22 protein-coding genes and 2 pseudogenes are annotated in these 22,013 nt (G+C 62.7%); 12 read left to right on the forward strand and 12 right to left on the reverse strand.

Annotated elements, in window-relative coordinates:
* Nucleotides 1-93 precede the first annotated feature (93 nt).
* Nucleotides 94-1,041: a pseudouridine-5'-phosphate glycosidase gene (locus AB4Y44_RS26880; protein ID WP_342921625.1), complete on the reverse strand. Its 948-nt coding sequence runs from the start codon at nucleotides 1,039-1,041 to the stop codon at nucleotides 94-96.
* 192 nt (nucleotides 1,042-1,233) lie between these two features.
* On the opposite strand from AB4Y44_RS26880, the gene AB4Y44_RS26885 reads away from it, so the two are divergent.
* The 6 genes from AB4Y44_RS26885 (at nucleotide 1,234) to AB4Y44_RS26910 (ending at nucleotide 6,116) form a co-directional block, all read left to right on the forward strand.
* Nucleotides 1,234-1,971, forward strand: a complete 738-nt coding sequence (locus tag AB4Y44_RS26885; protein ID WP_368701313.1) for an alpha/beta hydrolase — start codon at nucleotides 1,234-1,236, stop codon at nucleotides 1,969-1,971.
* Nucleotides 1,972-2,316, forward strand: a complete 345-nt coding sequence (locus AB4Y44_RS26890) for a hypothetical protein (protein WP_342921624.1) — start codon at nucleotides 1,972-1,974, stop codon at nucleotides 2,314-2,316.
* Nucleotides 2,317-2,483: 167 nt separating this feature from the next.
* A complete protein-coding gene (locus AB4Y44_RS26895) occupies nucleotides 2,484-3,458 on the forward strand; it encodes a cysteine synthase A (protein ID WP_342921623.1) in 975 nt (324 codons plus the stop codon).
* Nucleotides 3,459-3,520: 62 nt separating this feature from the next.
* On the forward strand, nucleotides 3,521-3,724 hold the full coding sequence (locus AB4Y44_RS26900; RefSeq protein WP_342921622.1) for a hypothetical protein: 204 nt from the start codon (nucleotides 3,521-3,523) through the stop codon (nucleotides 3,722-3,724).
* Nucleotides 3,725-3,743: 19 nt separating this feature from the next.
* Nucleotides 3,744-5,243: a type I glutamate--ammonia ligase gene (gene glnA / locus AB4Y44_RS26905; protein ID WP_368701314.1), complete on the forward strand. Its 1,500-nt coding sequence runs from the start codon at nucleotides 3,744-3,746 to the stop codon at nucleotides 5,241-5,243.
* Nucleotides 5,244-5,378: 135 nt separating this feature from the next.
* Nucleotides 5,379-6,116, forward strand: coding sequence for a BON domain-containing protein (locus tag AB4Y44_RS26910; protein ID WP_342921620.1), 738 nt, complete (start codon nucleotides 5,379-5,381; stop codon nucleotides 6,114-6,116).
* 131 nt (nucleotides 6,117-6,247) lie between these two features.
* Here the strand turns inward: AB4Y44_RS26910 and AB4Y44_RS26915 are convergent, their stop codons facing one another.
* From AB4Y44_RS26915 to AB4Y44_RS26925, 3 genes are all read right to left on the reverse strand, one after another.
* A complete protein-coding gene (locus AB4Y44_RS26915) occupies nucleotides 6,248-7,414 on the reverse strand; it encodes a porin (RefSeq protein WP_342921619.1) in 1,167 nt (388 codons plus the stop codon).
* A 356-nt stretch (nucleotides 7,415-7,770) separates the two neighbouring features.
* The gene (locus AB4Y44_RS26920; protein ID WP_368701315.1) at nucleotides 7,771-9,300 is read right to left on the reverse strand and encodes a SulP family inorganic anion transporter; all 1,530 of its coding nucleotides are present in this window, start codon (nucleotides 9,298-9,300) and stop codon (nucleotides 7,771-7,773) included.
* Between the two features lie 112 nt (nucleotides 9,301-9,412).
* The gene (locus tag AB4Y44_RS26925) at nucleotides 9,413-10,033 is read right to left on the reverse strand and encodes a carbonic anhydrase (RefSeq protein WP_368701316.1); all 621 of its coding nucleotides are present in this window, start codon (nucleotides 10,031-10,033) and stop codon (nucleotides 9,413-9,415) included.
* Between the two features lie 786 nt (nucleotides 10,034-10,819).
* Here AB4Y44_RS26925 and AB4Y44_RS26930 point away from each other — a divergent pair.
* Entirely contained in the window at nucleotides 10,820-11,026 is a 207-nt protein-coding gene (locus AB4Y44_RS26930) for a hypothetical protein (RefSeq protein ID WP_028204535.1), read from the forward strand.
* On the opposite strand, the gene AB4Y44_RS26935 is transcribed toward AB4Y44_RS26930, so the two are convergent.
* Complete coding sequence (locus AB4Y44_RS26935; RefSeq protein WP_368701317.1) at nucleotides 11,009-11,233, reverse strand: hypothetical protein; 225 nt, start codon at nucleotides 11,231-11,233, stop codon at nucleotides 11,009-11,011. The two genes, AB4Y44_RS26930 and AB4Y44_RS26935, sit on opposite strands and share 18 nt — an antisense overlap.
* Nucleotides 11,234-11,295: 62 nt before the next feature.
* Nucleotides 11,296-11,679: an ATP-dependent protease gene (locus AB4Y44_RS26940; RefSeq protein ID WP_342921614.1), complete on the reverse strand. Its 384-nt coding sequence runs from the start codon at nucleotides 11,677-11,679 to the stop codon at nucleotides 11,296-11,298.
* A gap of 162 nt (nucleotides 11,680-11,841) precedes the next feature.
* On the opposite strand from AB4Y44_RS26940, the gene AB4Y44_RS26945 reads away from it, so the two are divergent.
* Together AB4Y44_RS26945 and AB4Y44_RS26950 are read left to right on the forward strand one after the other, a co-directional pair.
* Nucleotides 11,842-12,642: a LuxR C-terminal-related transcriptional regulator gene (locus AB4Y44_RS26945; RefSeq protein WP_368701318.1), complete on the forward strand. Its 801-nt coding sequence runs from the start codon at nucleotides 11,842-11,844 to the stop codon at nucleotides 12,640-12,642.
* A gap of 205 nt (nucleotides 12,643-12,847) precedes the next feature.
* Entirely contained in the window at nucleotides 12,848-13,315 is a 468-nt protein-coding gene (locus AB4Y44_RS26950; protein WP_368701319.1) for a hypothetical protein, read from the forward strand.
* 511 nt (nucleotides 13,316-13,826) lie between these two features.
* On the opposite strand, the gene AB4Y44_RS26955 is transcribed toward AB4Y44_RS26950, so the two are convergent.
* From AB4Y44_RS26955 to AB4Y44_RS26965, 3 genes and pseudogenes are all read right to left on the reverse strand, one after another.
* On the reverse strand, nucleotides 13,827-15,287 hold the full coding sequence (locus AB4Y44_RS26955) for an esterase-like activity of phytase family protein (protein WP_368701320.1): 1,461 nt from the start codon (nucleotides 15,285-15,287) through the stop codon (nucleotides 13,827-13,829).
* Between the two features lie 277 nt (nucleotides 15,288-15,564).
* Nucleotides 15,565-15,675 (reverse strand): annotated as a pseudogene (locus tag AB4Y44_RS26960) (RES domain-containing protein); the annotation flags it as partial.
* 42 nt (nucleotides 15,676-15,717) lie between these two features.
* Nucleotides 15,718-16,482, reverse strand: a complete 765-nt coding sequence (locus AB4Y44_RS26965; RefSeq protein ID WP_368701321.1) for an SDR family NAD(P)-dependent oxidoreductase — start codon at nucleotides 16,480-16,482, stop codon at nucleotides 15,718-15,720.
* Nucleotides 16,483-16,617: 135 nt separating this feature from the next.
* On the opposite strand from AB4Y44_RS26965, the gene AB4Y44_RS26970 reads away from it, so the two are divergent.
* Nucleotides 16,618-17,535, forward strand: coding sequence for a LysR family transcriptional regulator (locus tag AB4Y44_RS26970; RefSeq protein ID WP_368701322.1), 918 nt, complete (start codon nucleotides 16,618-16,620; stop codon nucleotides 17,533-17,535).
* A 341-nt stretch (nucleotides 17,536-17,876) separates the two neighbouring features.
* On the opposite strand, the gene AB4Y44_RS26975 is transcribed toward AB4Y44_RS26970, so the two are convergent.
* Both AB4Y44_RS26975 and AB4Y44_RS26980 read right to left on the reverse strand, forming a co-directional pair.
* Nucleotides 17,877-19,145 carry a DUF6596 domain-containing protein gene (locus tag AB4Y44_RS26975; RefSeq protein ID WP_342922464.1) on the reverse strand — a complete coding sequence of 423 codons (1,269 nt, stop codon included), beginning with the start codon at nucleotides 19,143-19,145 and terminating at the stop codon, nucleotides 17,877-17,879.
* Complete coding sequence (locus AB4Y44_RS26980) at nucleotides 19,142-19,513, reverse strand: YciI family protein (protein WP_028207700.1); 372 nt, start codon at nucleotides 19,511-19,513, stop codon at nucleotides 19,142-19,144. Before AB4Y44_RS26980 ends, AB4Y44_RS26975 begins: the two co-directional genes overlap by 4 nt.
* Nucleotides 19,514-20,851: 1,338 nt before the next feature.
* On the opposite strand from AB4Y44_RS26980, the gene AB4Y44_RS26985 reads away from it, so the two are divergent.
* Nucleotides 20,852-21,052 carry a hypothetical protein gene (locus tag AB4Y44_RS26985; protein WP_342922463.1) on the forward strand — a complete coding sequence of 67 codons (201 nt, stop codon included), beginning with the start codon at nucleotides 20,852-20,854 and terminating at the stop codon, nucleotides 21,050-21,052.
* Nucleotides 21,053-21,172: 120 nt separating this feature from the next.
* Here the strand turns inward: AB4Y44_RS26985 and AB4Y44_RS26990 are convergent, their stop codons facing one another.
* Entirely contained in the window at nucleotides 21,173-21,739 is a 567-nt protein-coding gene (locus tag AB4Y44_RS26990) for a tyrosine-type recombinase/integrase (RefSeq protein ID WP_342922462.1), read from the reverse strand.
* 21 nt (nucleotides 21,740-21,760) lie between these two features.
* Here AB4Y44_RS26990 and AB4Y44_RS26995 point away from each other — a divergent pair.
* Nucleotides 21,761-21,892: pseudogene (locus AB4Y44_RS26995) on the forward strand (epimerase); the annotation flags it as partial.
* Between the last annotated feature and the right edge of the window lie 121 nt (nucleotides 21,893-22,013).

Here is a 22,013-nt window from a genome sequence, read left to right on the forward strand (position 1 = left end):
CGGGCAAGACAGGCCGCGCGCGGATGTGCGCGCCCGTGCCTGGCGCAGGCGGGCGGTTGCCGGAAGTGCGGTGGAGGATGGGCGTTCCGGCGGCTACGCCGAGCCTGTCTCGCGCGCTGTGTGTGCCAACGCCAACGCTAGTCGTGCCCCGACCTCGGCGTTGTGTTTCACGAGCGCGATGTTCGTCGCCAGACTGCGTCCACCCGTGAGTGTCGTGATGCGAGACAGGAGGAAGGGCGTCACGGCCTTGCCTGTGATGCCTTGTGCCGTGGCCTCAGCAAGCGCCTGCTGAGTCAGCGCGTCGATCTCTGCGGACGGCATCGCTGATCCTTCTGGCACCGGCGTACTCAACAGGACGCCGCCCTTGAGGCCCAGGTTCCACTTGGTGCGGATGAAGCGCGCCTGGTCCGCTGCGTCGTCCAGCCGGAAGTCCGCGCGAAAGCCGCTGTCGCGCGTGTAGAAGGCCGCGAAATTGTCTTGCTCGCAACTGAGCACCGGCACGCCGTAAGTTTCCAGATATTCCAGTGTGAGCCCGATGTCCAGGACGGACTTCGCACCGGCACAAACCACCGCCACCGAGGTCTTTGCCAATTCCTGCAGGTCGGCCGAGATGTCGAAGGTTTCCTGCGCGCCCCGGTGCACGCCGCCAATGCCTCCGGTGACGAAGACCTCGATGCCGGCCAGCGCGGCACATATCATCGTGCCAGCCACCGTCGTGGCGCCGAGCCCGCCGCCGGCCAGCACGGCTGGCAGGTCGCGGCGGCTAACCTTGTGTACATGCTCCGAGCGGCCAAGCCGTTCCAGTTCGTCGTCAGCGAGTCCGATGTGGATTTGCCCCCCGATCAGTGCGATCGTTGCCGGTTCAGCTCCCATCGCGCGGACCAGAGCCTCCACTTCGCGCGCAGTGCGCATATTCTCCGGATAGGGCATGCCGTGAGCGATGATGCTCGATTCCAGCGCGACAAGCGGGCGGCCGGCGGCCTTTGCAGCGGCAACAGAGGCGCTGAACGTCAACCAGGAGTGTGCGAGGTCGGCAACCATGTCTTTGGGCCTTTGGGGATCGTGGACTCGAGTATGCCGCATGGGGCCGCTTCACGGCGCACCACCTGATCCACGTGCTCCAGACGAACGATCGGGCAGTCCGGCTTGCGGCCAGACCCTGACCGGCGCATCGTTCACGGGATTCGTGCTGAGGCGCGCCTTCGCGCGCCGATCCTTTTGACAGGCTTCGCCATGTTGCAGGAACGTTTTCTCTACTTTCCAGAGAAGGCCGTAATCGAGGACGTCGTTTCCGATCGACTCGCGGCCTGGCCGACGATGGAGGCGTTCCGGGGGCTCGCCGCCGAGCCGCCCGGAGCCGCACGCGGCACCGCCATTGTTTTTCATGGCAACGCGGGGCACGCTGGACATCGCGCCTTCTACGCCGCCGCGCTCAACCGGCTGGGACTGCGCACGATCCTGGCCGAATATCCGGGCTATGGGCCACGCGAGGGCACGCCCGATGAGCAATGCCTGGTCGCCGATGCGCAAGAGACCATCGCCCTTGCGCATCGCTTTTACGGCGCGCCTGTGCTGGTCACCGGGGAGTCGCTCGGGGCCGGCGTGGCCGCCGCCGCCGGCGCGCGCGAACGCGACAGGATCGCGGGCCTGATGCTCATCACACCGTGGGATACGCTGCTGAACGTCGCCGCTTTCCACTACCCATGGGCGCCCGTGAAGTGGCTAATGCATGACCGATACGACAGCGTGGCCCACCTGGCTGGGTTCGGCCGCCCGGTTCTCGTGGTGGTTGCCGAACGCGACAGCATCGTACCGGCACGCCTGGGCGAAGCGCTCTACGACGCGCTGCCCGGTCCGAAGCAACTGAGGATCGTGGAGGCGGCTGAGCATAACGACTGGCCTGGCCACGTCGACGATAGCTGGTGGCGGGAGGCGATTGGCTTCCTGCTCACACCTTCCGGATCAGAATAGATGAGATCCCGCCCGGTCCCGCCCCAGTGCGAACGCTTCTACATCCTCGACGCGAAGAACAGGCCTGTTGAGATGTTCGACCGCAGCGAGTGGTCGCGCTGGATGGCCGAAAACGAATTGATCTTTCGCCGCACGCTGCTCGAAGCGTCCGGCGTGACGGTCACGACGCGATTTCGCGGTGTGGCCGACGCGCGGACGGGCGAGCCCGCGCTCTTCGTGACGCGCATCGCCGGAATGGAAGCGCGAAAAGACAACGAGAGCTTTGGCGCAAGCACGCTCGGTGAGGCGCTCGAGTTGCACGAACGCATCGTGCAGAAGATCCTTCGGCTGCTGACCGGGCGATGATCGGCGCGCCCAAATCACTGGCAAGCTTTTTGCAGGTGAGTCAGCGTATCCATTTCGTGGTCACCTTCGCCGACTGCAGATCAAACCTCGGGAAGTGCGCCGGATCTTTGCCTATGCTTTCAGTGTGAGAGTGGCCTGTTGCCAGGCTTGCGATTACGGGGGGCGGTATGCATGTTCGGACGGGTTTTGTCGGGTGCATAGGCGATACGCCGCTGATCAGGCTCGCGCGGCTCAGCGACGAAACCGGCTGCGAGATTCTCGGTAAGGCCGAATTCATGAACCCGGGTGGTTCGGTGAAGGACCGGGCCGCGTTGTCCATTATTCAGGACGCCGAGCAGCGTGGCGAACTTAAGCCTGGCGGAACGGTAGTGGAGGGGACTGCGGGCAATACCGGCATTGGCCTTGCCCATATTTGCGCGGCTCGCGGCTATCGCTGTGTCATCGTTATTCCAGAGACGCAGTCTCCCGCGAAAATGGAACTGTTGCGCGTCCTGGGTGCGGAGGTCCACCCGGTACCGGCCGCCCCCTACAAGGACCCGAACAACTACCAGAAGATCGCAGGAAGGCTCGCGCAGGAACTGGACGACGCGATCTGGGCGAACCAGTTCGACAACCTTGCCAATCGCAAGGCTCACTACGAAACCACCGGCCCTGAAATCTGGCGCGATACCGCTGGCACGGTCGATGCATTCGTCAGCGCGACCGGTACTGGTGGCACCCTCGCCGGTGTGGCCCGCTTCCTGAAGGAGAAGAACCGCGATGTGTGGATCGTTCTCGCCGACCCGTACGGTAGCGGCTTGTACAGCTACGTGAAGACGGGCGAGATTCACGCGGAAGGCAGCTCGATTACCGAAGGGATCGGCTCCAGCCGCCTTACCGCGAACCTCGATGGCACGCCGATCGATGACGCTTACCAGATCGATGACCAGTCATGCGTCACCATGGTCTACCGATTGCTGCGCGAAGAAGGGCTCTATGTCGGCGGTTCGACAGGCATCAACGTCGCGGCTGCTGTCAGGCTTGCCCGGGAGATGGGGCCGGGGCATACGATCGTCACACTGCTGTGCGACGGCGGCGAGTTGTACCGCTCCCGCCTTTTCAATCTGGACTGGTTGAAACAAAGGGGCCTGGTCCCGGCGTAGACTGCCCGTCAAGTCTGGCGTCACCCATGTTCCCCCTTGTGTTTATCTCGTGAGGAGGTCAAATGAACACCAAGGATAAAGGCAACGTGCGCGCATTCGTGCAGACGGCCGAACAGATCGGCGGCTGGGTGTGGGTTATCTCGCTCGTCGATTTCGATGCGCGCGAAGTGCGGCGCTCGCTCGTCGCCGAAGAACCCTTCGCCACGGAGCGCGCGGCGAAAGACGCAGGCTACGCCCGTCTCGAAGCGCTCGCACACGATCAGTAGCTGCGCAGGGAGAGTCCTCATGGCCAGTCCAAGAGGGGGATCGGCGTTCGGCGTATCCGTCGACCCCGGCAGTTATCGTGTCGCGCGGCCTGATAACCCGCAGCAGGTGATCGAGCTACTGCGCGAACACAGGATTCAGATCGTCGACCTCAAATTCACGGATCTGCCCGGTCTCTGGCAGCACTTTTCGATCACGCTGCCCGAGGTGCACGAAGACCTCTTTGCCAACGGGATCGGCTTCGACGGGTCGTCGATTCGCGGATTTCAGGAAATTCAGGAATCCGACATGCTTCTCAAGCCGGATCCCACGACCACGTTCATCGATCCCGTGAGCGAAACGCCCACACTCTCGATGATCTGCGACGTGATCGATCCCGTACTGCATCAGCCTTACTCGCGCGATCCGCGCTACATCGCGAAGAAGGCCGAGGCCTACTTGAAGCAGACCGGCATTGCGACGACATGCTACTTCGGACCCGAGCTCGAGTTCTTCATATTCGATTCGATCCGTTTTGGCCAGGATGCCCATAGTGGCTACTTCTATGTCGAATCTGCCGAAGGGGACTGGAATTCGGGCCGCGACGAAGGAGCGTATGGCGGCGGCAACCTCGGTTACAAGCCTCGCTTCAAGGAAGGATATTTCCCGGCGCCGCCGCACGACACCCTGCAGGATATCCGCTCGACGATCGTGTTGTTGCTTCAGCAGGCCGGCGTGCAGGTGGAAGTGCATCATCACGAGGTGGCGACAGCGGGGCAGAACGAAATCGACATGCGGTTTTCCACGCTTACGTGGATGGCCGACAACGTCATGATCTATAAGTACATCTGCAAGAACGTCGCGCGCCAGCACGGCAAGGTGGCGACGTTTATGCCGAAGCCGCTCTTCGCCGACAACGCGAGCGGCATGCACTGCCATCAAAGCCTGTGGAAGGACGACGAGAATCTGTTCTACGATGCGCACGGCTGGGCGCTTACGTCCGATATGTGTCGATGGTATATCGGCGGCCTGCTTAAGCATGCGCCAGCGCTGATGGCATTCTGCGCGCCGACCACGAACTCCTACAAGCGTCTCGTGCCCGGATATGAGGCGCCGGTGAATCTGGCGATGTCACAACGCAACCGCTCGGCGGCCGCGCGCATTCCGATGTACTCCGATTCGCCGAACGCGCGGCGCGTCGAGTTCCGGTGTCCCGATCCGTCGGCCAATGCGTACCTCGCCTTCCCGGCAATGCTGATGGCCGGGCTCGACGGCATCGAAAACAGGACAGATCCGGGCGATCCGCTTGACGTCAATATTTACGACCTGCCGCCCGAGAAAGCGAAAGACGTCCGTCAGGTGCCGGGTTCGCTCGACGAATCGCTGAATGCGCTCGAGGCCGACAACGAGTTTCTGCGCAGAGGCGATGTCTTCACCGAAGATGTCATCGACACGTGGCTCGAGTACAAGCGCAAGCGTGAGATCGACGCGATCAGGTTGCGCCCGCATCCGTGGGAGTTTTATTTGTACTTCGACGTCTGATCACCCGTGCAACGCTGAGGGGAAGGGAAGGGCGCAATAACTATAATGAACTGGGCAGCGCCCGCCTCGCGTGACACGTTTTAGACTGCGGGGCAGGGAGAGTGCTGCTTCGTCCCCCTTTGCGCGAGGCAGATCATGCAACGCCCTGACGCGATCCTCAAGCAGGTGATGGCGGCGTTCGAACACGAATCGCACCTGAAGCTCCACAATTCCGCCATTCATATCAGCCGCGATAGCGGTGCCTTGACGGTTGCAGGCGAGGCGCCGGACGTTGCGTCAAAGAAGCGGCTGATTCAACTGACCCGGACTTACAGCGACGGCGAAGCGCTCATTGACCAGTTGCGCGTCAGCGCTGTGCCGCCGATTGGCGACGGCGAGTTGCGCACGCGGATCTGCGAACGGATTCTGCAGACGGTGGAGTTCCGCAACTGCGTGATATGCGCGCGCGTGAAAGACCAGCTCGAAATGCTGCGTGGCACCATGGATCAGGCCGGCGAGGAGGGCGGCGGCGTTGTGGAGGTGACCGTGGAAGGTGGCGTCGTGACGTTGACGGGCCAGGTGATGAGCCTGTCGCATAGACGGCTCGCAAGTGTGATCGCGTGGTGGGTCGGCGGGTGCCGGGACGTGGCGAATCTGCTGGAATTGGTGCCGGCCGAAGCGGATGGCGACGAAGAGATTCACGAGGCCCTCGCTCTCGTGCTCGAATCCGATCCGCGCGTTCACGCTGAACAAATCACAATCGACGTGCAGGGCAAGCGGATTACGCTCGCGGGGTGTGTAGCGACCGAAGCTGAGAGGCGCCAGGCAGAGACGGATGCGTGGTGTCTGGACACCATAGGAGGTGTGGTCAACCGGATCGAGGTGCGCGCCTGACCGTATTGGGGCATGCTCCGGAGTCGACGAATGCTGCTTGTCATCAAGCTCTGCTGCGGGGCAATTTACTAGCGCGGCTTTTCCTGGCCCGGGGTAATGCGTCCATTTCCCCCGGGCTTCTGAACCTGCTATTAGAACCGGTGGTACATGCCAATGTTGGCTTGAACCTGGTTGCCGCCCGATGCCGTGTTGCCGAAGTCAGCAGCCGAAGCCTGAGCACCCTGCGCGTGAACGTAGGCACCCATCACATATACCGAGGTAAGCTTCGACAGCGCGTACGTAGCGCCCAGCGACGCCTGGTTGATCGAAGCCATCGTGCGGCCTTCAGCGGCTTGTGCAGGCGTGGCTGCCGAGCCGTAGACGTACGTGTATCCAGCAGCCAGCGACAGCGCCGGGGTTGCCTGGTACTGCAGAAGGGCACCCACTACGTTGAAGTGGATCGATTCCTGGCCGTCGTTGCCTTCATATTGAGCGTTCGAGTAGCGCAGGCCGGCCGTGTACGGACCGAACTGGTATTGGCCAGCGATTTGAGCGATGCCCGCGCTCTTGAACGCATTGCCACCGTAGTAACCCGAGCTCGGATAGCCCAGCGCACCACCGAACGACGGTTGTGCCGTTGCGTTCTGCCAGCCGTTCTCACCCTGGTTTGCGGCATGGAAGTAGCCACCAGCGACCGTCAGACCACCTTGAGCGTAGTCTGCAGCCACCGACCACGATTGACCCGAACCCATCGCACCGGCAACGCCGCCGAACGAGTACGCGCCTTCAGCCTGGAAGCCGTGGAAAATCGGCGAAATGTACTTGACGGCGTTGTTCTGGTTCGTCGTGTTGTCGTTGTTGTCTACGTCGCCCGGGGTCGAGAACGTCGACGCCGAAACGGCGTCGCCCGTCAGGCCCTGAACCATTTCCGTCACGGCGTCGATCTGGCGACCCATACGCAGGGTACCGTACTGGTCCGACGTGAGGCCTACGTAGGCCTGGCGGTTGAACAGCGAACGCGAGGAGCCAATGGGGCCCTGGCCGCCGATGCCGCCGTTGGCGATGTTGAAACCATTTTCGAGCTTGAAGACCGCCTTGAGGCCGCCGCCGAGGTCTTCCTGACCCTGGAGGCCCCACTTGTTCGAACCGGAGGCACCGCCGACGAGCGCGACCAGCGAGTGGCCATTGACGTTCGAGGTGTAGCTGATACCTGCGTCCAGCATGCCGTACAGGGTGACCGACGACTGTGCCATTGCTGCCGAGGATGCGGCGAAAGCGGCAACAGCGATAACCGTTGCCTTGATGGTGCTGTTCTTCATCTGTAATTCAGTGTCCCTGATTATCTTTTGGATTGGTTTATCTGTTACTGCGCGCCGGAGGATACGGCACCTCCTGCAAACTCAAGAAACGAAAAAAAATAGACTGTCGCAAAAACGTAACAAAAAGGCGCAATGTCTTGTCCGGCGGGGGATCGATGGACTATTCCGTGCCAGGTCGGCAAGGGCGGATGGGTGGCCATTCCCGTCGGCCGCCGACGTTTGAAGGTCCGGCCGGACCCTTCTGTGACTGGCGCTTCATGGCCGGCAGCCGACTCGCGCGTTTCGCATCGGCCAGCGCTTGCCGCCTTGCGGCGCGATCGGGTGGCACCTCTGGTAGAGGGTGACCCGGTGAGCGCTCAGGCGCCGGCGCGAGTTGCCGGCGGTAGCACGGCGGCTGCATGCCGTACCTCCACCGCGATCGACCGCAGCGGCGCATCGGCGATGAAACGATCGAGCAGTTCACGCACGTCGTGATCGATGTAGTCGGCGCGCGAGGTGTCGACGATCACCGTCGCGCGATCCGGGATGTGAGCAAGCATCTGCTTGAGCGGCACCTTGCCGAGGAATGACACATCCTTGCGAAAGGAAACCAGGAAATGATCGTCGTGCCGCGCGAGCGCGATCGGCCGATGCAGATTCGCCCACAGCGCGAGCCCCGCGCTGCACAGCACGCCGAGCATGATTCCGGTGAGCAGGTCGGTGGCGAGCACGCTGGCGATCGTAACGATGAATGGCGCGAACGGTGCCGCGCCCTGTTTCGCGAGCGCGATGAACAAGGAAGGTTTGGCGAGCTTGATGCCGGTGTGAATGAGGATGGCCGCAAGACTCGCGAGCGGAATCATGTTGATCGCGTCGGTGAGCGCAAACACGCTGACGAGCAGCAGCACGCCGTGCACGATCGCGGAGAGCCGGCTTTGCGCGCCGGCGTGCACGTTTGCCGAGCTGCGCACGATGACCGAAGTGATGGGCAGGCCGCCGATTGCGCCGGCGACGATATTGCCTACCCCTTGCGCCTTGAGTTCGCGGTTGGGCGGCGCGGCGCGCCGCTGCGGGTCGATCTGCTCGACGGCTTCGAGGCTCAGCAGCGTCTCGAGACTGGCCACGACGGCGAGCGTCAGGGCGACGATCCAGATCTCCGGGTCGACCAGGCGGGCGAAACTAAGCTCGAACTCGCCGAACTGGAGGGCATTGCCCAGGGCCGCGAACGATTCGATGGCAGGCAGTGCCACGCGTTGGTCGACCGGCAATGCGAACGCCGTGCCGGGCGCGCCACAGACCAGCGTCGCGCTCACGCCCGCAAGCACGACGACGAGCGGTGCGGGCACGAGCCGCACAAGCGCGAAGCGACGCAATGCGCGCGTTTCCCAACCCGCGAGAATGGCGAGCGAGATCGCGGTGACCGCGCATACGATGGGTGAGATCGACTCAAGCGCGTGGGTCAGAGACCTGGTCCCGCTGCCCGAGGACAGTCCGAGTGCGAGCGGAACCTGCTTGATGACCAGCAGCAGGCCGATTGCGGCGAGCATGCCCTTGATGACGGGGGTGGGCACATACGAGGCGAGGCGACCGGCTTTGAGCATGCCGAAACCGAACTGCAGCACACCCGATAGCAGCACGGCAATCAGGAATGCAGAGAAACTGCCGAGGCGCGCGATGCCATCCACGACGATCACGACGAGCCCGGCGGCGGGGCCGCTCACGCTCAGGCGCGAGCCGCTGAGTGCGGCGACGACGATGCCGCCGACAATGCCGGAAACGAGCCCGGCCAACGGCTCCGCGCCGGATGCCCTTGCAATGCCGAGGCATAGCGGCAGGGCGACGAGAAAGACGACGGTGCCGGCGGCGAGGTCACGCGCGAGCGCGGACAGGGAAGCTCTCGAAGTCATGATGGAAGCGGGTAGAAAAGGAAGGTAGAGGAGTCGATGGGGCGGTCCTGACGCGCGACTTGAGGCCTGCGCCTCGAGCGTGCGTGGACTGCACAAAGCAGAATGGACTTGCTCAGGCCGCGACGGTGGCCTTCGCTGTTTCAACGTCGTAGCCCGACGCGAGTTCGCGCAGTTGGCCGTCGTTGAGCAAAAAGATCCACCCGTGCACGAGCGGCACAGTTGCGGCGTTGCGCACGAGGGGATGCTCGCGCAGCAGGCGTACCTGTTCGATCACGTTCAGTTCGGCAAGGCGGTTGACGCGCGCCTCTTCCGACGGCAGGCGCGCCAGCGTCGAGCGGTGCGTTTGCGCGAGCGCGCAAAGCGGCTTGATGCGACGGTTCAAGTGGGGCAGGGCGTCGGCGGGCGGCAACAGCGAGGCGCGTACGCCGCCGCATCCGTAGTGCCCGCAAACGATGATGTGCACGACCCGCAGCACATGCACCGCGTATTCGAGGACGCTCATGTTGTTGTCGTCGTCGGGATGGAGAAGGTTCGCGATATTGCGGTGAACGAACAAATCTCCGGGCGCGCAGTGCGTGACGCTTTCGGCGGGTACGCGGCTGTCGGAGCAGCCGATCCAGAGCACCTTGGGCTTTTGCCCTGTGGCAAGCGTGCTGAAGAATTGCGGATCGCGCCGGACGATTTCCTGCGCCCAGGCGACATTGGCAACGAGCATACGTTTCGGAAGATTCATGGGTCGAGGCTCCATTGAAGGTGGCGGCTTCGCTCAATCCTTACGTATACCTTTCTATCAGAAATCAGCCTGTCGCTTTCGAAAAATAAATCGGAAACATGCGCGGCGAATATAAAAAAACAGCCCCGCAACACCCGCCCGCAAACGGCAGAAACGCAACCGTCGGAATCTGGCTCGTCGCGGCGCGCCGAAAGCTCGGCAGTCCGCTCACACGGAGGCGCAACTCACGTCATCCCTGTGCCTCGCGCTTGCTACGCTTGCCGATGAAGCCTCGCCTACTGCGGAAACTTGATCATGCCCGAGCGGGTCAGCGTAACGTTTCTGGACACGCTGCCCGGCGCATTGGCGAGAATCCACGCAGCCGAGAGCTCGCCGATCGGGTCCTTGCTCGACATGCCATCGGTCGGGACCACGGTAATAGGCGGGACTTTATCCCAAGTGCCTGCATGATCCGCACGATGACGGTGAAAGGGTGCCTCGCGTTAGGCGACATATCAATAGTGGCGAGGTCAACGTTCGGAAACCGTGGATAGAAAGCAGATTGAGCTGGTTTGCGAAGGTCTATATATCGCTGTCAATTCGACGCGCAGATATCCGGGAAACGATGTTGACCATAGGCCGTTGCTGGCGTATCGCGACGACCGTTGCGACCGCTGGCCGATTGAGCGCATGATGGGTGAACGCGGTTTGTGGTCGTGCGCGTACCAGAGGTAGGCAGCACGCCTGGCGCGGCGGCGATACCTGGAGCAGTGAAGAAACGTTCGGCGGCGACACAAGGAGCTGGCGATGAAATTCTATGCGCGAGAGTATGAAGGGCGGCTGGAAGTGTTCAGCTTCGACGGTGTTTATAGAATTCGCATCGCGCAGTTGTGCGGCGCGGCAAAAACAGCGTTCGCAGACACCGTTCAGCTATGGATAGGTGATGGCGTATCCGCAGACGAAGCCGTTGCCCGAGAGGCCGAGTCGTTGGCGCGATTAATTAACGAATACTAGAAAACAGGAAGCAACGGTGGACCTGGAAGCGACGCCGAACTCAATCTCCCGGCTCGCCTCGGTATCGTCGTTCCTGACCACGTTCAGCAAATCCAGACGCAGGCAGCGCTGCTCGACATAGATATGGTCCGCGGGATTGGAAAATACGTCGCAGACCCGGTCCAGCCGGAGTTCGATCACCTCGGTCGGGACGCGAAGGCGCAACACGTGACTGGCCTGACGCTCGCCCCGCACCCGGCACGACTTGAAACCCCGATGGCAAGCGATGATCAGAGATCTCCGCGCACTTCACCGGTTCCCAGCACGCCTCGCCGCCGGTTGACCTCCGCCCAAAGCTCGTCGCCGTCGTCGTTGCGCAGCAGGACCACCCAGTCCAGTTGATTGTCGTTCACGCCGAAGTACTCCAGGATTTCCCTGCGAACGGCATCGACGAACTGCGCGTATTCCGGGGTTGCCTGGGCCTGCGCGTGCAAGGCGTCGTATGCCGCATCGTCCGCGCCGCCGCCGTGCTCGTCGATGTAGCGCGAGATCCACTGGTCCAGTTCGCGGTCGTAGTCGGCCTCGGCGCGCATCGCCTGCACAGCCGTGTAGAAATCCAGTTCGGCAAACGCGGCGATCGCCGCCGTTGTTGGCTCGTCGAATGTCGTTTTCATTTCATATCTCATGTTGTTCGTGGCACATCATCGCACGGGCCGCATGCACCGTTCGGAAAACAAAGGCCGCGCCCAACGACAGGTTTTCCGTGCGAAGGCCCTTGTCAGGGGAGGCCAGGATCACCGAATATCGGTGATCTGCCCATTCTTGCTGGGGACGACATGCCTCCATTCGCGGATTCCGCCAATCCACCGCTCCACGATGGCGTCTTTGCACTCTGGGATCGGCTGGCCGAGTTCTCCGCAGGCGAAGGCGATGCCGCGTTGACCCACTTGCTAACCACGCTCTGTGCGATGGTCTCGGCACAGAATGCGCTGTGGGCCGTGGTTGTGCGCTTGCCTTCGCCCGCGCCAAACGATCCTTTGTTCGGCTGGCGTCCGCGTCTGGTTCGGCTCCTGCATCCGGTACCCGCGGTGGTCGCTTCCGTGCAGGAGCAGTTCGACACGCTCTGGTCCGGCAACGTCGACGCGTCACATATCGTGGCCGCGTCGGGAAACGAGCCGTTCCGCGCCAACCTGCTCTTCGAGGCGATGCCTGCCGGATGGTTTGAAGGTGAGCACTATCGCCGCCACTACCTCGAAGTCGGTCACGGCGACAGCATCCAGGTGCGATGCTCGCTCAACGACGATGTGCGGATTCATCTCTTTGTGTTTCGCGATCTGCAGGCCTCCCGCTTCTCTGCGCTGGATCTCGAAGTTTTGGCTTTCGTGATGCACGGGCTGAGATGGTACTGCCGGCAGCAACTGCTCAGCCACGGCCTGCTCATCGCCGACGCTCCCCTGACGTCGGCCGAACGAAGGGTGCTGCTTGGGCTGCTCGACGGACTCACGGAGAAACAGATCGCGCAGAAGCTCGACCAAAGTCCGAATACGACGCATGTCCATGTCAAGTCGATCTACACCAAATTCAACGTCCAGAGCCGCTCAACGCTCACCGCGCTGTGGCTCGGCAAGTTGCGATAGCGAACTGCAGGCGCAGCGACTCTGCAGGCAACGATGCCGGGCTGGCTGGGCGCGGCTCACGCGTGTCACCTGTTCAGGTTATGTTCGGGCGTCAGCGAATAATCTACGATGCCGTAGAAGATACAGGCCGCTATTGCATTGCAGGGTGACCATAACCGCCGCAGATCCATGGACCAGACCGTGTCGTCGAAGGGAGGGGATCGTCATGATTTCTGTACTGAAAACGGGGCGTCAGGCAGCGAAGCGTCATCCCGTGTCTCTCGCAGGACTCGTTGCCATTGCAGGTGTCGCAGTGGTCAACCTCTATGGGCTGCAAACGCAGCCGATAGAGGGGGCCGCTCCGGGACGGGCTGGCGGGGGTTACGAGAAGGCGTGGGCGGTGGTGGCTGCCTCCGGTGACGCGGGGAAGTTTGTCGCCTCGAACTATCGGACGTGCATCGAAAGCCTCGACACGGGCTACACGATGACGGATTGGTGGCTCACCGTCGTTCACTCGCGTTTGAACACGGCGGCGCAGTGCGGCCTGAAAACCGTCGCGCTTGCGTCGGTGAAGGGTGACGCGTTTGTCGCCGAGGTGAAGGGCGTGATCAGCAGCCTTCCTACACAGATTGCCGTGCCTGACCAACCGGCTCGCACGCTCCGATGGTTCGTCATTGACGATCGACCCACGTGACGGGCTAAGGGTGAAAGCGATTTCGGGCTCCTCCATTGATGAGGAGAACGACGCAACCGGATGGGGAGACAGGACATGAGATTCCAGGTCCGCAGCGCAATAGCTTTAGCCTGCTGTATTTTCGCGGCGATTGTGGCAGCAGGGAGTCAACAATGCGTTGCAGCTCCCGAAGAGGCCGAGTTCGAGCTTGGCGGCTCCGCGGACGTGCCCCATTCGGGCGCCACGCCGTTCCCACGTTTCTTCCCTTTGCATGCGCCGTCGGATACGGGGGCGCCCCTACCGTCCCTGGACATTGCGCTTTGCCTCCCGGACCTGTATTGCTCACTCCAACACGGGTAGCGCGACGTCGTTGGGGCGCAATGTCTTGTTACCGCCAGGCGTGAGCCGAAAGGACTGACAGTCAAGCGAAGCGCGGAAAAAACGCAAGGACCCACGGTAATAACCGTGGGTCCTTTTTCTCTATCGCCACGCCTGTGCTACCCGCCCGCCGTGGGCGCGCGCGGGCGGTGTTTCAGTGGCCGTGGCCCTGGTCGTCGTTGTCGCCGTGATGATCGTCGCGTTCGGCGTTACAGGCGCGTGTACGCAGATCCTGCGGCGTGAATCCCGGCAAGTCAGCCGACGAAAACGCGAACACGAAGAACTGGTTCGGATTCGCGATGCCATTCGGGTGATGGGTGTCGGTAATCGTGCCGAGAAAATCGTTGTCGTTGGCGATCACGAGCGTGTGCTTGCGCTGGCCGCTCACGGTCACGTCTTCGCCGAACGCGAGACCTTCCAGCTTCGCCGGAATATCGGCCGTCGCATAGCCGTGCGAGGTCAGCACCGAGACCACGTCGAGGAACAGCGTCTTGGTCAGCGCATAGGGTGCCAGCCCCGCCTCGCCGCTCGCCTGGCTCACGTCCTGCGCATGGTCGAGATCGATGAGAAAGACTTTCTTGAACGAGGCCGTCGAGTCGTCGCCGAGGCCATTGCCGTCACGTTCGTCCATCAGCAGCTGGTGATCGTTGACGGCGAGCACGTCGCTGATGGTCGGATATTTCGGCTTCGCAGTGGTGCCGATGTTGCTGAGCGGATAGGCAAACTGCTGCGACTTGCCCGTACGAAGGTCGATGCGCAGGATGCGCGTATAGGCGCCGCTGGTTCCGCCGTCCTGCAGCAAGGGGCTCTGCATCGCGCCGAAGAGCGTCTTGCCGTCCGGCGAGATGGCGAGGCCTTCCATGCCCTTGTTCGCGACGCGGCCCGAGGTGTTCGCGCTGATTTCGGTATTGCCGATGGGACTCAACGTGGACACGGCGAACGAGTCGGGCACCTTGATGACATCGATCCGGCGGCCGGTGCGGCGGTCGAAGCGATAGATGTACGGGCCGTATTCATCGGAGATATAGACGCTCGCGCCGTCGTTACTTACGCGGATGCTCTCCGGGTCGAGGCGCGCGTCGAGCGGCCAGGTCGACAGGTGCGTAGCCGCGAAGTTATCCGAGCGGCCTGTGAAGTAACGAGTGTGCTCGCTGGCGTTGAGCGCGGGAGCGCCGTTGGGCAGGCCTTGTGCAGAGCCACTGCCGTAGACGAGGGCGTCGTCAGTATGCAGAAGCGTGGTGGCGCGCAGCTCGGGCGTGAGCGTGTAGGGAAGCGCGGCGCCATTGGCTGCGGGTCGCAGGCGCAGGCGCAAGGTCTGGAAGCGGTTGATGTAGGAGACGGTGTCGTCCACCGCGGCGTTGTACGAGACGGCGTTGGGCCCGCGATCGGGCAGGGCGAGAAACGTTTCGCAACCAGCATAGGCGATGCCTGAACCGAGGCCGCCGAGCAGGTTGCCCGCCACGCCGTTTTCGAGCGGGGCGGCGGTTTGGGTGGCGCGGTCGCCGATCGTTCCGCTCAACTGGCCGTTCGCGATCAAGTCAACGGCGCCGTGTGCGTAATTCGTCAATGCGAAAGCAACGATCCCTGAAGTCATTAGACGGTGTATCTGCAGCATGGTCGATCTCCGTTCGTTGTTGGTCATTCTCGAAGGACGATCCCCGCAGTCATTCTCGTGCCCGTCACCATGCGCATGGCGGTGCGGGCCTTCTCTTGTGGTCAAGCTTGCAGATTGTCAGGTTTGTTGATGACGAACGCGTGACGCTTATGCACGGCACTGGTTAATCGGGCGATCGAGTCATGGCCGGGAGCCGGGGAGAGGTTCGTTTTCGTTCGTGAATGTCGTACGAGAAAACGAACGCCTTTGATACTCGTCGTAATAGCTGCGGTTTCGCTCAACCGGTCATCGTTGGTAGTACGAACAGGCGCTCATTCCATACGACCGGCTGCGCTTCGGATACGACGAGCCGCGCGGCGTCTGGATGGGCGGGATTCGTCAGCGCGTTGGGCGTTTCGACTGCTCGATGCGCCCACAACCATCTCCACACTCAGATCTGCTGCTGACCGCCGTCCACGAACAGTTCGGCGCCATTCACAAAGCTTGAATCGTCCGAGGCGAGGAAGAGCGCTGCGCTTGCAATTTCCTCGGGCTCGCCGAGTCGCGCCAGCGGAATCTGTGCGGCGAGGTAATCGGCGAGGCCTTGTTGCTGCGTGGCGTCCGGACCGGCGAGGTCGAGGAGGCCCGGCGTGCGCGTCGCGCCGGGGCTGAGCGTGTTGACGCGAATGCCGCGGTCCTTGAGGTCGAGAATCCAGCTGCGGGCGAAGGCGCGAACGGCGGCCTTCGAAGCCGAATAGACGCTGAACGCTGCCGTGCCCGCGCTGCCCGCCGTCGAGCCCGCGAGGATCACGGATGCGCCCCCGGCGAGCAGCGGCAGCGCCTTCTGCACCGTGAACAGCACGCCCTTCACGTTACGGTTGAAAGTGTCGTCGAAGTGTTCTTCGGTGATGCTGCCGAGCGCCAGCATCGAGCCACCGCCGGCATTCGCGAACAGCACGTCGAGGCGGCCCTGTTCCTCGCGGATCTGGGCGTAGAGGGCGTCGAGTTCAACCGGCTTCGACGAGTCGACGCGCACGCCGGTCACCTTGCCGCCCGCTTCGCGAATCGCTTTTACCGCTGCGTCGAGCGCGGCCTGACGGCGGCCGGTGAGGTAGACGTGCGCGCCTTCGGCTGCGAAGCGTTGAGCAGTGGCCAGACCGATACCGCTGGTTGCGCCGGTAACGAGGGCGATCTTGTTGTCGAGCTTGAGTGCCATGGTGTTTCTCCTTCATTCGGTCATCGAGTGGGTGGGGCGTTGGTACTGCGATGTAAGGAGAATATCGACGGCACGAACTTTTCGAAATAGAATGAATCGCAAGCCAACGTTGCAAAAATGAAAAGATGAAAGCAAATGCCGAAACTGCCTGACTTCGAAGGCCTCGCGATGTTTGCCAAGGTCGCGGAAGAAGGCTCGTTCGCCGCGGCCGCGCGCGCCATGGGCGTGTCGGTGGCCACGGTGTCGCGCGGCGTTGCGCGGCTCGAGGACCGCCTGGGCGCGCGGCTCTTCAACCGCACCTCGCGCCAGCTGGCGTTAACGGAGTTCGGTCGGACGATCTGCGAGAAGGCGAGCGAGATCTACCGGCAGGCCGAGGAAGCCGAGAGCGCGGCGCGCGAAATGTCGGTGCAGCCGCGCGGACTGGTGCGCCTGGCCGTGCCGATGTCGTTTGGCCTGCGCTGGGTGGCGCCGCTGCTGCCGGGTTTCTTCCGCATGTACCCCGACGTGTCGATCGACCTGCATCTCTCCGATGCGACCGTCGATATCGTTGCCGACGGCTTCGACGCGGCGCTGCGCATCGCCGCGCTGCCGGATTCGTCGCTGGTTGCGCGGCGCTTATGCGCGGTGACGCAGTACGTCGTGGCGTCGCCGGAGTATTTGAAGCGCGAAGGGCGGCCTGCGCACCCGCGCGAACTCGCGGATCGCCCGAGTCTCTCCTACGCGTACCGCGCGCGTAGCGATGTCTGGCGTTTCACGAACGCTGCGGGCGAGGAAGAGCCGGTCATGCCGAGCGGTCCGCTGCGTGTGACGAATTCAGATGCGTTGCTGCCGACGCTGCTCGACGGACTTGCTATCGGTGAACTGCCGGAATTCATCGCCGGCGAGTATCTGGCGGACGGTCGCCTCGAGGCGATCCTCACCGACTGGTCGCTGACGAAAGGCGGGTTGTATTTCGTGACGCCTTCGGCGCGTGCGCGGCCCGCGAAGGTGAGCGCGCTTTCCGATTACTTCGCGCAGCATCTGTCCGAACCGTCGTGGCGATGGCCGAAGTGACCCGACGCTGTGGTGAGTCCGGAGTGCATGGATCATTGCAATTGTGGATGTGGCGATATAGCGACCGGGAGGCGAATACGTCATACCGCCTCGATGCAGCATTTCAATCCGGCGTCGCAGCAATGACGAAGGATGCGTGGCGGATTCGACCGGTCGATGCAACACCTGGAATCTGCGTGAGCAGTGGAGGTGTCGCAATGACCGGTTGAATCCGCCGGGCGGCCAGATCATTCGGTAACGTTGCGCGACGACAGGATTTCGGCCATTGCCGAAGGTCGGTGACCAGGGGCCGTGCGGCGGCTGCAACGTTCCATTGCGGAGGTTCGCATAGCCACGCGTCCCTAGCTGCTCGCCGATGCAAGTTCCAGTTTCTTGCGCTGCAGGAACCGGCGCACGGCCGGATCGCGCTCGAGGCCAATCGCAAGATCGTACGCGTCAAGCGCTTCGGTCGTAGCGCCGGCGCGCGCGAGCAGATTGGCGCGTGCGGCCCAGTATGGCTGGTAGTCAGTCAGCCGCGGATCGTCCGCATACGGCGCGAGTGCGTCGAGCGCCGCCTGTGGGCCGTCGCGTTCCGCCAGCGCGAGTGCGCGGTTCACCGCGATCACGGGCGAAGCTGCAATGGCGAGCAGCCCATCGTAGAGTTGCACGATCTCGTCCCAGTTCGGGCAATGCGATCGGCAGCGATGCACATGCGCCGACTGCAGCGCAGCCTCGAGTTGAAAGCGACCGATTGAATTTAACGCGTTCGCGCGCCGCAGCAGTGCGTTGGCTGCGTCGATCATCGGTGCGTTCCATGTTGCCGGGTCCTGAGCCGACAGTGGCACGTAATCGCCAGCCGCATCGCGTCGGGCATCTCGCCGCGCCTGCGCAAACAGCATAAGCGCAAGCAGACCCAGCGTCTCCGGTTCCTCGGGCAGTAGTTCGACGAGCAATTGTGCAAGATACAACGCCTCGTCGGCCAGGTCTCGCCGTTCGGTATCGCCGCCGACCGGGTCCGTCCAACCTTCCGCATACGCGGCATAGACAGCTTCAAGCACTGAGTCGAGCCGGCCGGGCAGTTCCTCACGCGCGGGCACGCTGAACGGAATGCCCGCTTCGCGGATCTTGGTCTTCGCGCGCACGAGGCGCTTGCTCATGGCGGCGGGAGACATCAGAAACGCGGATGCAATCGTCTTCGCTTCCAGGCCCAGTACTACCTGCAGCATCAGCGGCGTGCGAATCGCGGCCTCGAGTGCAGGGTGAGTGCACGCGAAGAGCAGCGCGAGCCGCCGGTCGGGCAACGCCCCGGGTTCACACTCGTCGATCTCTTCCGCGAGGATCGCGAGCTGGTTCACCACTGCGTCGCCGACATGGCGATGGCGTGCGCCATCTATCGCCCGGCGGCGCGCAACGGTCATCAGCCACGCTTCGGGGCTCGCGGGGCAGCCGTGCTCCGGCCAGTCCGTGAGCGCCGCCGCAAACGCGTCGGCGAGTGCGTCTTCGGCCGCGGCGACGTCGCGCGTGCGCATCGCCAACAGCGCGACGAGCTTGCCATAACTGCGGCGCGCGACTGCCTCGGCGATGGAATGTGCGGCGGCGTCAGCGTGACGGCCGCCACCGGACTGGCTCATGCAGCAGATGGCGCATCGTACGGAGCGGTCCAGACCGGGCGCACTTCCATGATGCCGTGCGCCGCGCCAGGACATCGCGACGCCCACGCCATTGCCGCGTCCAGGTTGGGTACGTCGATCAGGTAGTAGCCCGCGAGCTGCTCCTTCGAATCGGAGTACGGTCCGTCGAGCACCTGCGGCTTGCCGTCGACCAGCCGCACGGTCGTGGCCGTATTCGTGTGCTGCAGCCGATTGGCACCCACCAGCGCTCCCGCTTTCTGGAGCGATTCGGTGTACGCGTGATAGGCGGCGACGCCTTGCTGTCGCTCGCTGTCGGTCATCTGGTTCCAGCCGTTTTCTTCCGAATAGATCATCAAGAGGTATTCCATTTGAGCCTCCGTCATGGGGTTGAGGCGGATGAATTACATCGTGCCGCCATCATAATGACGCTCGCATGGCATGCTGACGGACAAGGCGCATCAAAAAAATCGCGGAGGGCAGATGTCAAGCGGCAGCAGCAAAGGGGTCGACAATTCAACGCAACTAACGGCCTGTCAGATTCGCATACACGCAGCGCCGTTCGGCGACACGTGCCCTGGCAACGGGCGAAGGTGCGGCGCACGCGCATGAACGGAGTTTCCCAAACGTATCTGCAGGAACATCCCTCCGGGAGAACGCCAGGCGATCTCTCGATGCGCCATGCCGTGACCAGATCGAGCGATGGGCGGGAATGTCGCACGACGTGCCGCTGCGCGAAACGAAGCGCAGCGCAGAGAGCGAATCTCTGCGCAGTTTATATGCAGTATCAACTGAGAATGGGCGGCAATTCCCGTCGTGGCGAGTTCGGCAGGACCTTCGGTTGCATCGGTTTCGTCTCGACGACGAGGCGATGATGCGGCACCGCATGAGCGGCGGCAGTTGCGAGCGAACGTCGCGAGCCGTCACTGTGCGGCGGTAACTTTGCCGCCAGGCGCGCGCCAGCGACCGGCTTGTGCCGGGTGTTGTCCTTACTGTTGCCGGCTGAAGTGCGATGCGGCGGCGCGTCCGTTGTCGTTCGCGCGACAGTACTCGGCGCATGCCAAACGTTTGCGCGACGGCCATAGCTAAACGCGTGATGCGATCCACCCTCCGGCGCGTGTGCGGCAGCAACCGGCTCGTGCCGAACGTTGCGGACAATCTGCCCGGTCACGACGTGACTTGTATGGTTCCCCGAGTCTTTCGGCCAAAGCCCGAGCATCGCTGCCCCCGCCTTTAGCGCTCCGTCGTCATCCTGGTCTTTATGATCGCCCGACGGCGGTGCAGGGCGGGCTGCCGCAGCGCGCGGGTCGGCGCCCGCAGGCTGGCAAACACACGCGTTGCCCGCAGCCGCCCCGACCGCATTCTGATCTGTTGCCTCGGCCCGTTTCGCGACGGCTCCGTGCCGCACATCCGGCGGCGTCCATTGTTCGCGATACTCGACGGAGGCCGCGGCCGCCGTCGTCACACTCATTGTCGCAACTGCCATTACCGCTGCCATTGTCGCGCGCACGACATGTCCCCTTGTTTGATTTTTGCGCCACCCGGGCGGCGATTATACCTATTAGGCATCAGAGACCGGCAAGCGCTTTTGAAGCAAAAAAAAGGGCGCATTCCCTGTCGACTTGCCTGACCGGGAGTGAATTGTTGGTGGGGGGCGCGTACAGTTCGATCACGGTTACGCTCCTTAGCCGCTAGTCTTGGGGAGCCCGATGACAGATATCCGCATCCGCTTTTCAACCGCGAAGCCAGCACTGGTTAGAAGACATGGTGGACGCCTGTATGAGACGGTGATGCAAAGGCTCCAGGCCGCCCCGGGTATCCACATGGGGGAAGTCCGTGCCAACGTACAGGAACTGAAAGCACAACTTGACGAACTCAAGAGTCAGGCGGCCGCTGTGCGGGAGCAGTAGTTCGACATGGCGCTTGCCGATAGCTCCGTATCGTATGCACGCTGACCCCGCGCAGTGTGGGCAGATAATCCTGGAAGAAGCGCAGCAGACATCGGCCAAGCTCTGTCGGTTTGCGCGGTTTCATGGCTTTCTCCCGCCGAGCACGTGGCCTGGATGCTTCTCGAAGCGTTCACTTGCGAGCGCAGCGATCGTCGGAACGAATGGAAGGTAGTATGCCGTCGATACGATCGAGACATGCCCCATGTAGATGGCCAGTTTCGGGAGGTTCGACTGTACGTCCGCGTCTTGCTGATACCACCGGATCAGAGCCTGGACTGCAAAGCTATGCCGTAAGTCGTGAATTCGTGGACATCGTCCCTCGGCATCGCGAACGTCAGCAAGCTCGAAGAGTGCATGTATGAGACGGCTGATTCCCGTGCCGGTGTATCCACGTAGACCTCGGGTCGTATTGCACAACAGTGGTGTTTCCGGGCCTGTGCTGAGCGAAGCGGTGAGGCGCTTGCGTAGGTAAAGCCGAAGTTCGCGTGCGGCATCGGTTGATAGCGGCACCAGCCGACTCTTGTGGAACTTCGACTCTCGAATCTGCAACACCCCCGACTTGGGTTCAACGTCTCGTAGCGTCAGGTGCAGCAGTTCGCCGCGCCGCAACCCCGCCGTATACAGAAGCACAATGGCGATGCGCGTCACGTCGGGTAGTAGCGGTGGGCCCAGCCGTATACCTGTCCGGTTTCCTCATCGGCCACTGCATGGTGGATGTCGCGAGGTCGATGCGTTGACAACCTGCTCCACGCTGCGCGATTGCCTGTCGATCGTCTTCACCCTGCACGGGTCTGGCCCCCGTTACTATCTTCCCGCCTCGATAATCGAGGCTTTGGCCAGCCAGGCCCGGCATGATTCTCGCCCCCAGTCGCAGTCATGATCCGGGGGGTGTTGTCACCGGGTCTGGTGGGTGGCTGGTGAT

It is taken from the genome of Paraburkholderia sp. BR10937, from assembly GCF_040965695.1.
Classification (GTDB): domain Bacteria; phylum Pseudomonadota; class Gammaproteobacteria; order Burkholderiales; family Burkholderiaceae; genus Paraburkholderia.

Coding starts and splice junctions, on each gene's coding strand:
- AB4Y44_RS26880 (WP_342921625.1), bottom strand. CDS start 1,041: ATGGTTGCCGACCTCGCACACTCCTGGTTGACGTTCAGCGCCTCTGTT.
- AB4Y44_RS26885 (WP_368701313.1), top strand. CDS start 1,234: ATGTTGCAGGAACGTTTTCTCTACTTTCCAGAGAAGGCCGTAATCGAG.
- AB4Y44_RS26890 (WP_342921624.1), top strand. CDS start 1,972: ATGAGATCCCGCCCGGTCCCGCCCCAGTGCGAACGCTTCTACATCCTC.
- AB4Y44_RS26895 (WP_342921623.1), top strand. CDS start 2,484: ATGCATGTTCGGACGGGTTTTGTCGGGTGCATAGGCGATACGCCGCTG.
- AB4Y44_RS26900 (WP_342921622.1), top strand. CDS start 3,521: ATGAACACCAAGGATAAAGGCAACGTGCGCGCATTCGTGCAGACGGCC.
- glnA (WP_368701314.1), top strand. CDS start 3,744: ATGGCCAGTCCAAGAGGGGGATCGGCGTTCGGCGTATCCGTCGACCCC.
- AB4Y44_RS26910 (WP_342921620.1), top strand. CDS start 5,379: ATGCAACGCCCTGACGCGATCCTCAAGCAGGTGATGGCGGCGTTCGAA.
- AB4Y44_RS26915 (WP_342921619.1), bottom strand. CDS start 7,414: ATGAAGAACAGCACCATCAAGGCAACGGTTATCGCTGTTGCCGCTTTC.
- AB4Y44_RS26920 (WP_368701315.1), bottom strand. CDS start 9,300: ATGACTTCGAGAGCTTCCCTGTCCGCGCTCGCGCGTGACCTCGCCGCC.
- AB4Y44_RS26925 (WP_368701316.1), bottom strand. CDS start 10,033: ATGAATCTTCCGAAACGTATGCTCGTTGCCAATGTCGCCTGGGCGCAG.
- AB4Y44_RS26930 (WP_028204535.1), top strand. CDS start 10,820: ATGAAATTCTATGCGCGAGAGTATGAAGGGCGGCTGGAAGTGTTCAGC.
- AB4Y44_RS26940 (WP_342921614.1), bottom strand. CDS start 11,679: ATGAAAACGACATTCGACGAGCCAACAACGGCGGCGATCGCCGCGTTT.
- AB4Y44_RS26945 (WP_368701318.1), top strand. CDS start 11,842: ATGCCTCCATTCGCGGATTCCGCCAATCCACCGCTCCACGATGGCGTC.
- AB4Y44_RS26950 (WP_368701319.1), top strand. CDS start 12,848: ATGATTTCTGTACTGAAAACGGGGCGTCAGGCAGCGAAGCGTCATCCC.
- AB4Y44_RS26955 (WP_368701320.1), bottom strand. CDS start 15,287: ATGCTGCAGATACACCGTCTAATGACTTCAGGGATCGTTGCTTTCGCA.
- AB4Y44_RS26965 (WP_368701321.1), bottom strand. CDS start 16,482: ATGGCACTCAAGCTCGACAACAAGATCGCCCTCGTTACCGGCGCAACC.
- AB4Y44_RS26970 (WP_368701322.1), top strand. CDS start 16,618: ATGCCGAAACTGCCTGACTTCGAAGGCCTCGCGATGTTTGCCAAGGTC.
- AB4Y44_RS26975 (WP_342922464.1), bottom strand. CDS start 19,145: ATGAGCCAGTCCGGTGGCGGCCGTCACGCTGACGCCGCCGCACATTCC.
- AB4Y44_RS26980 (WP_028207700.1), bottom strand. CDS start 19,513: ATGGAATACCTCTTGATGATCTATTCGGAAGAAAACGGCTGGAACCAG.
- AB4Y44_RS26985 (WP_342922463.1), top strand. CDS start 20,852: ATGACAGATATCCGCATCCGCTTTTCAACCGCGAAGCCAGCACTGGTT.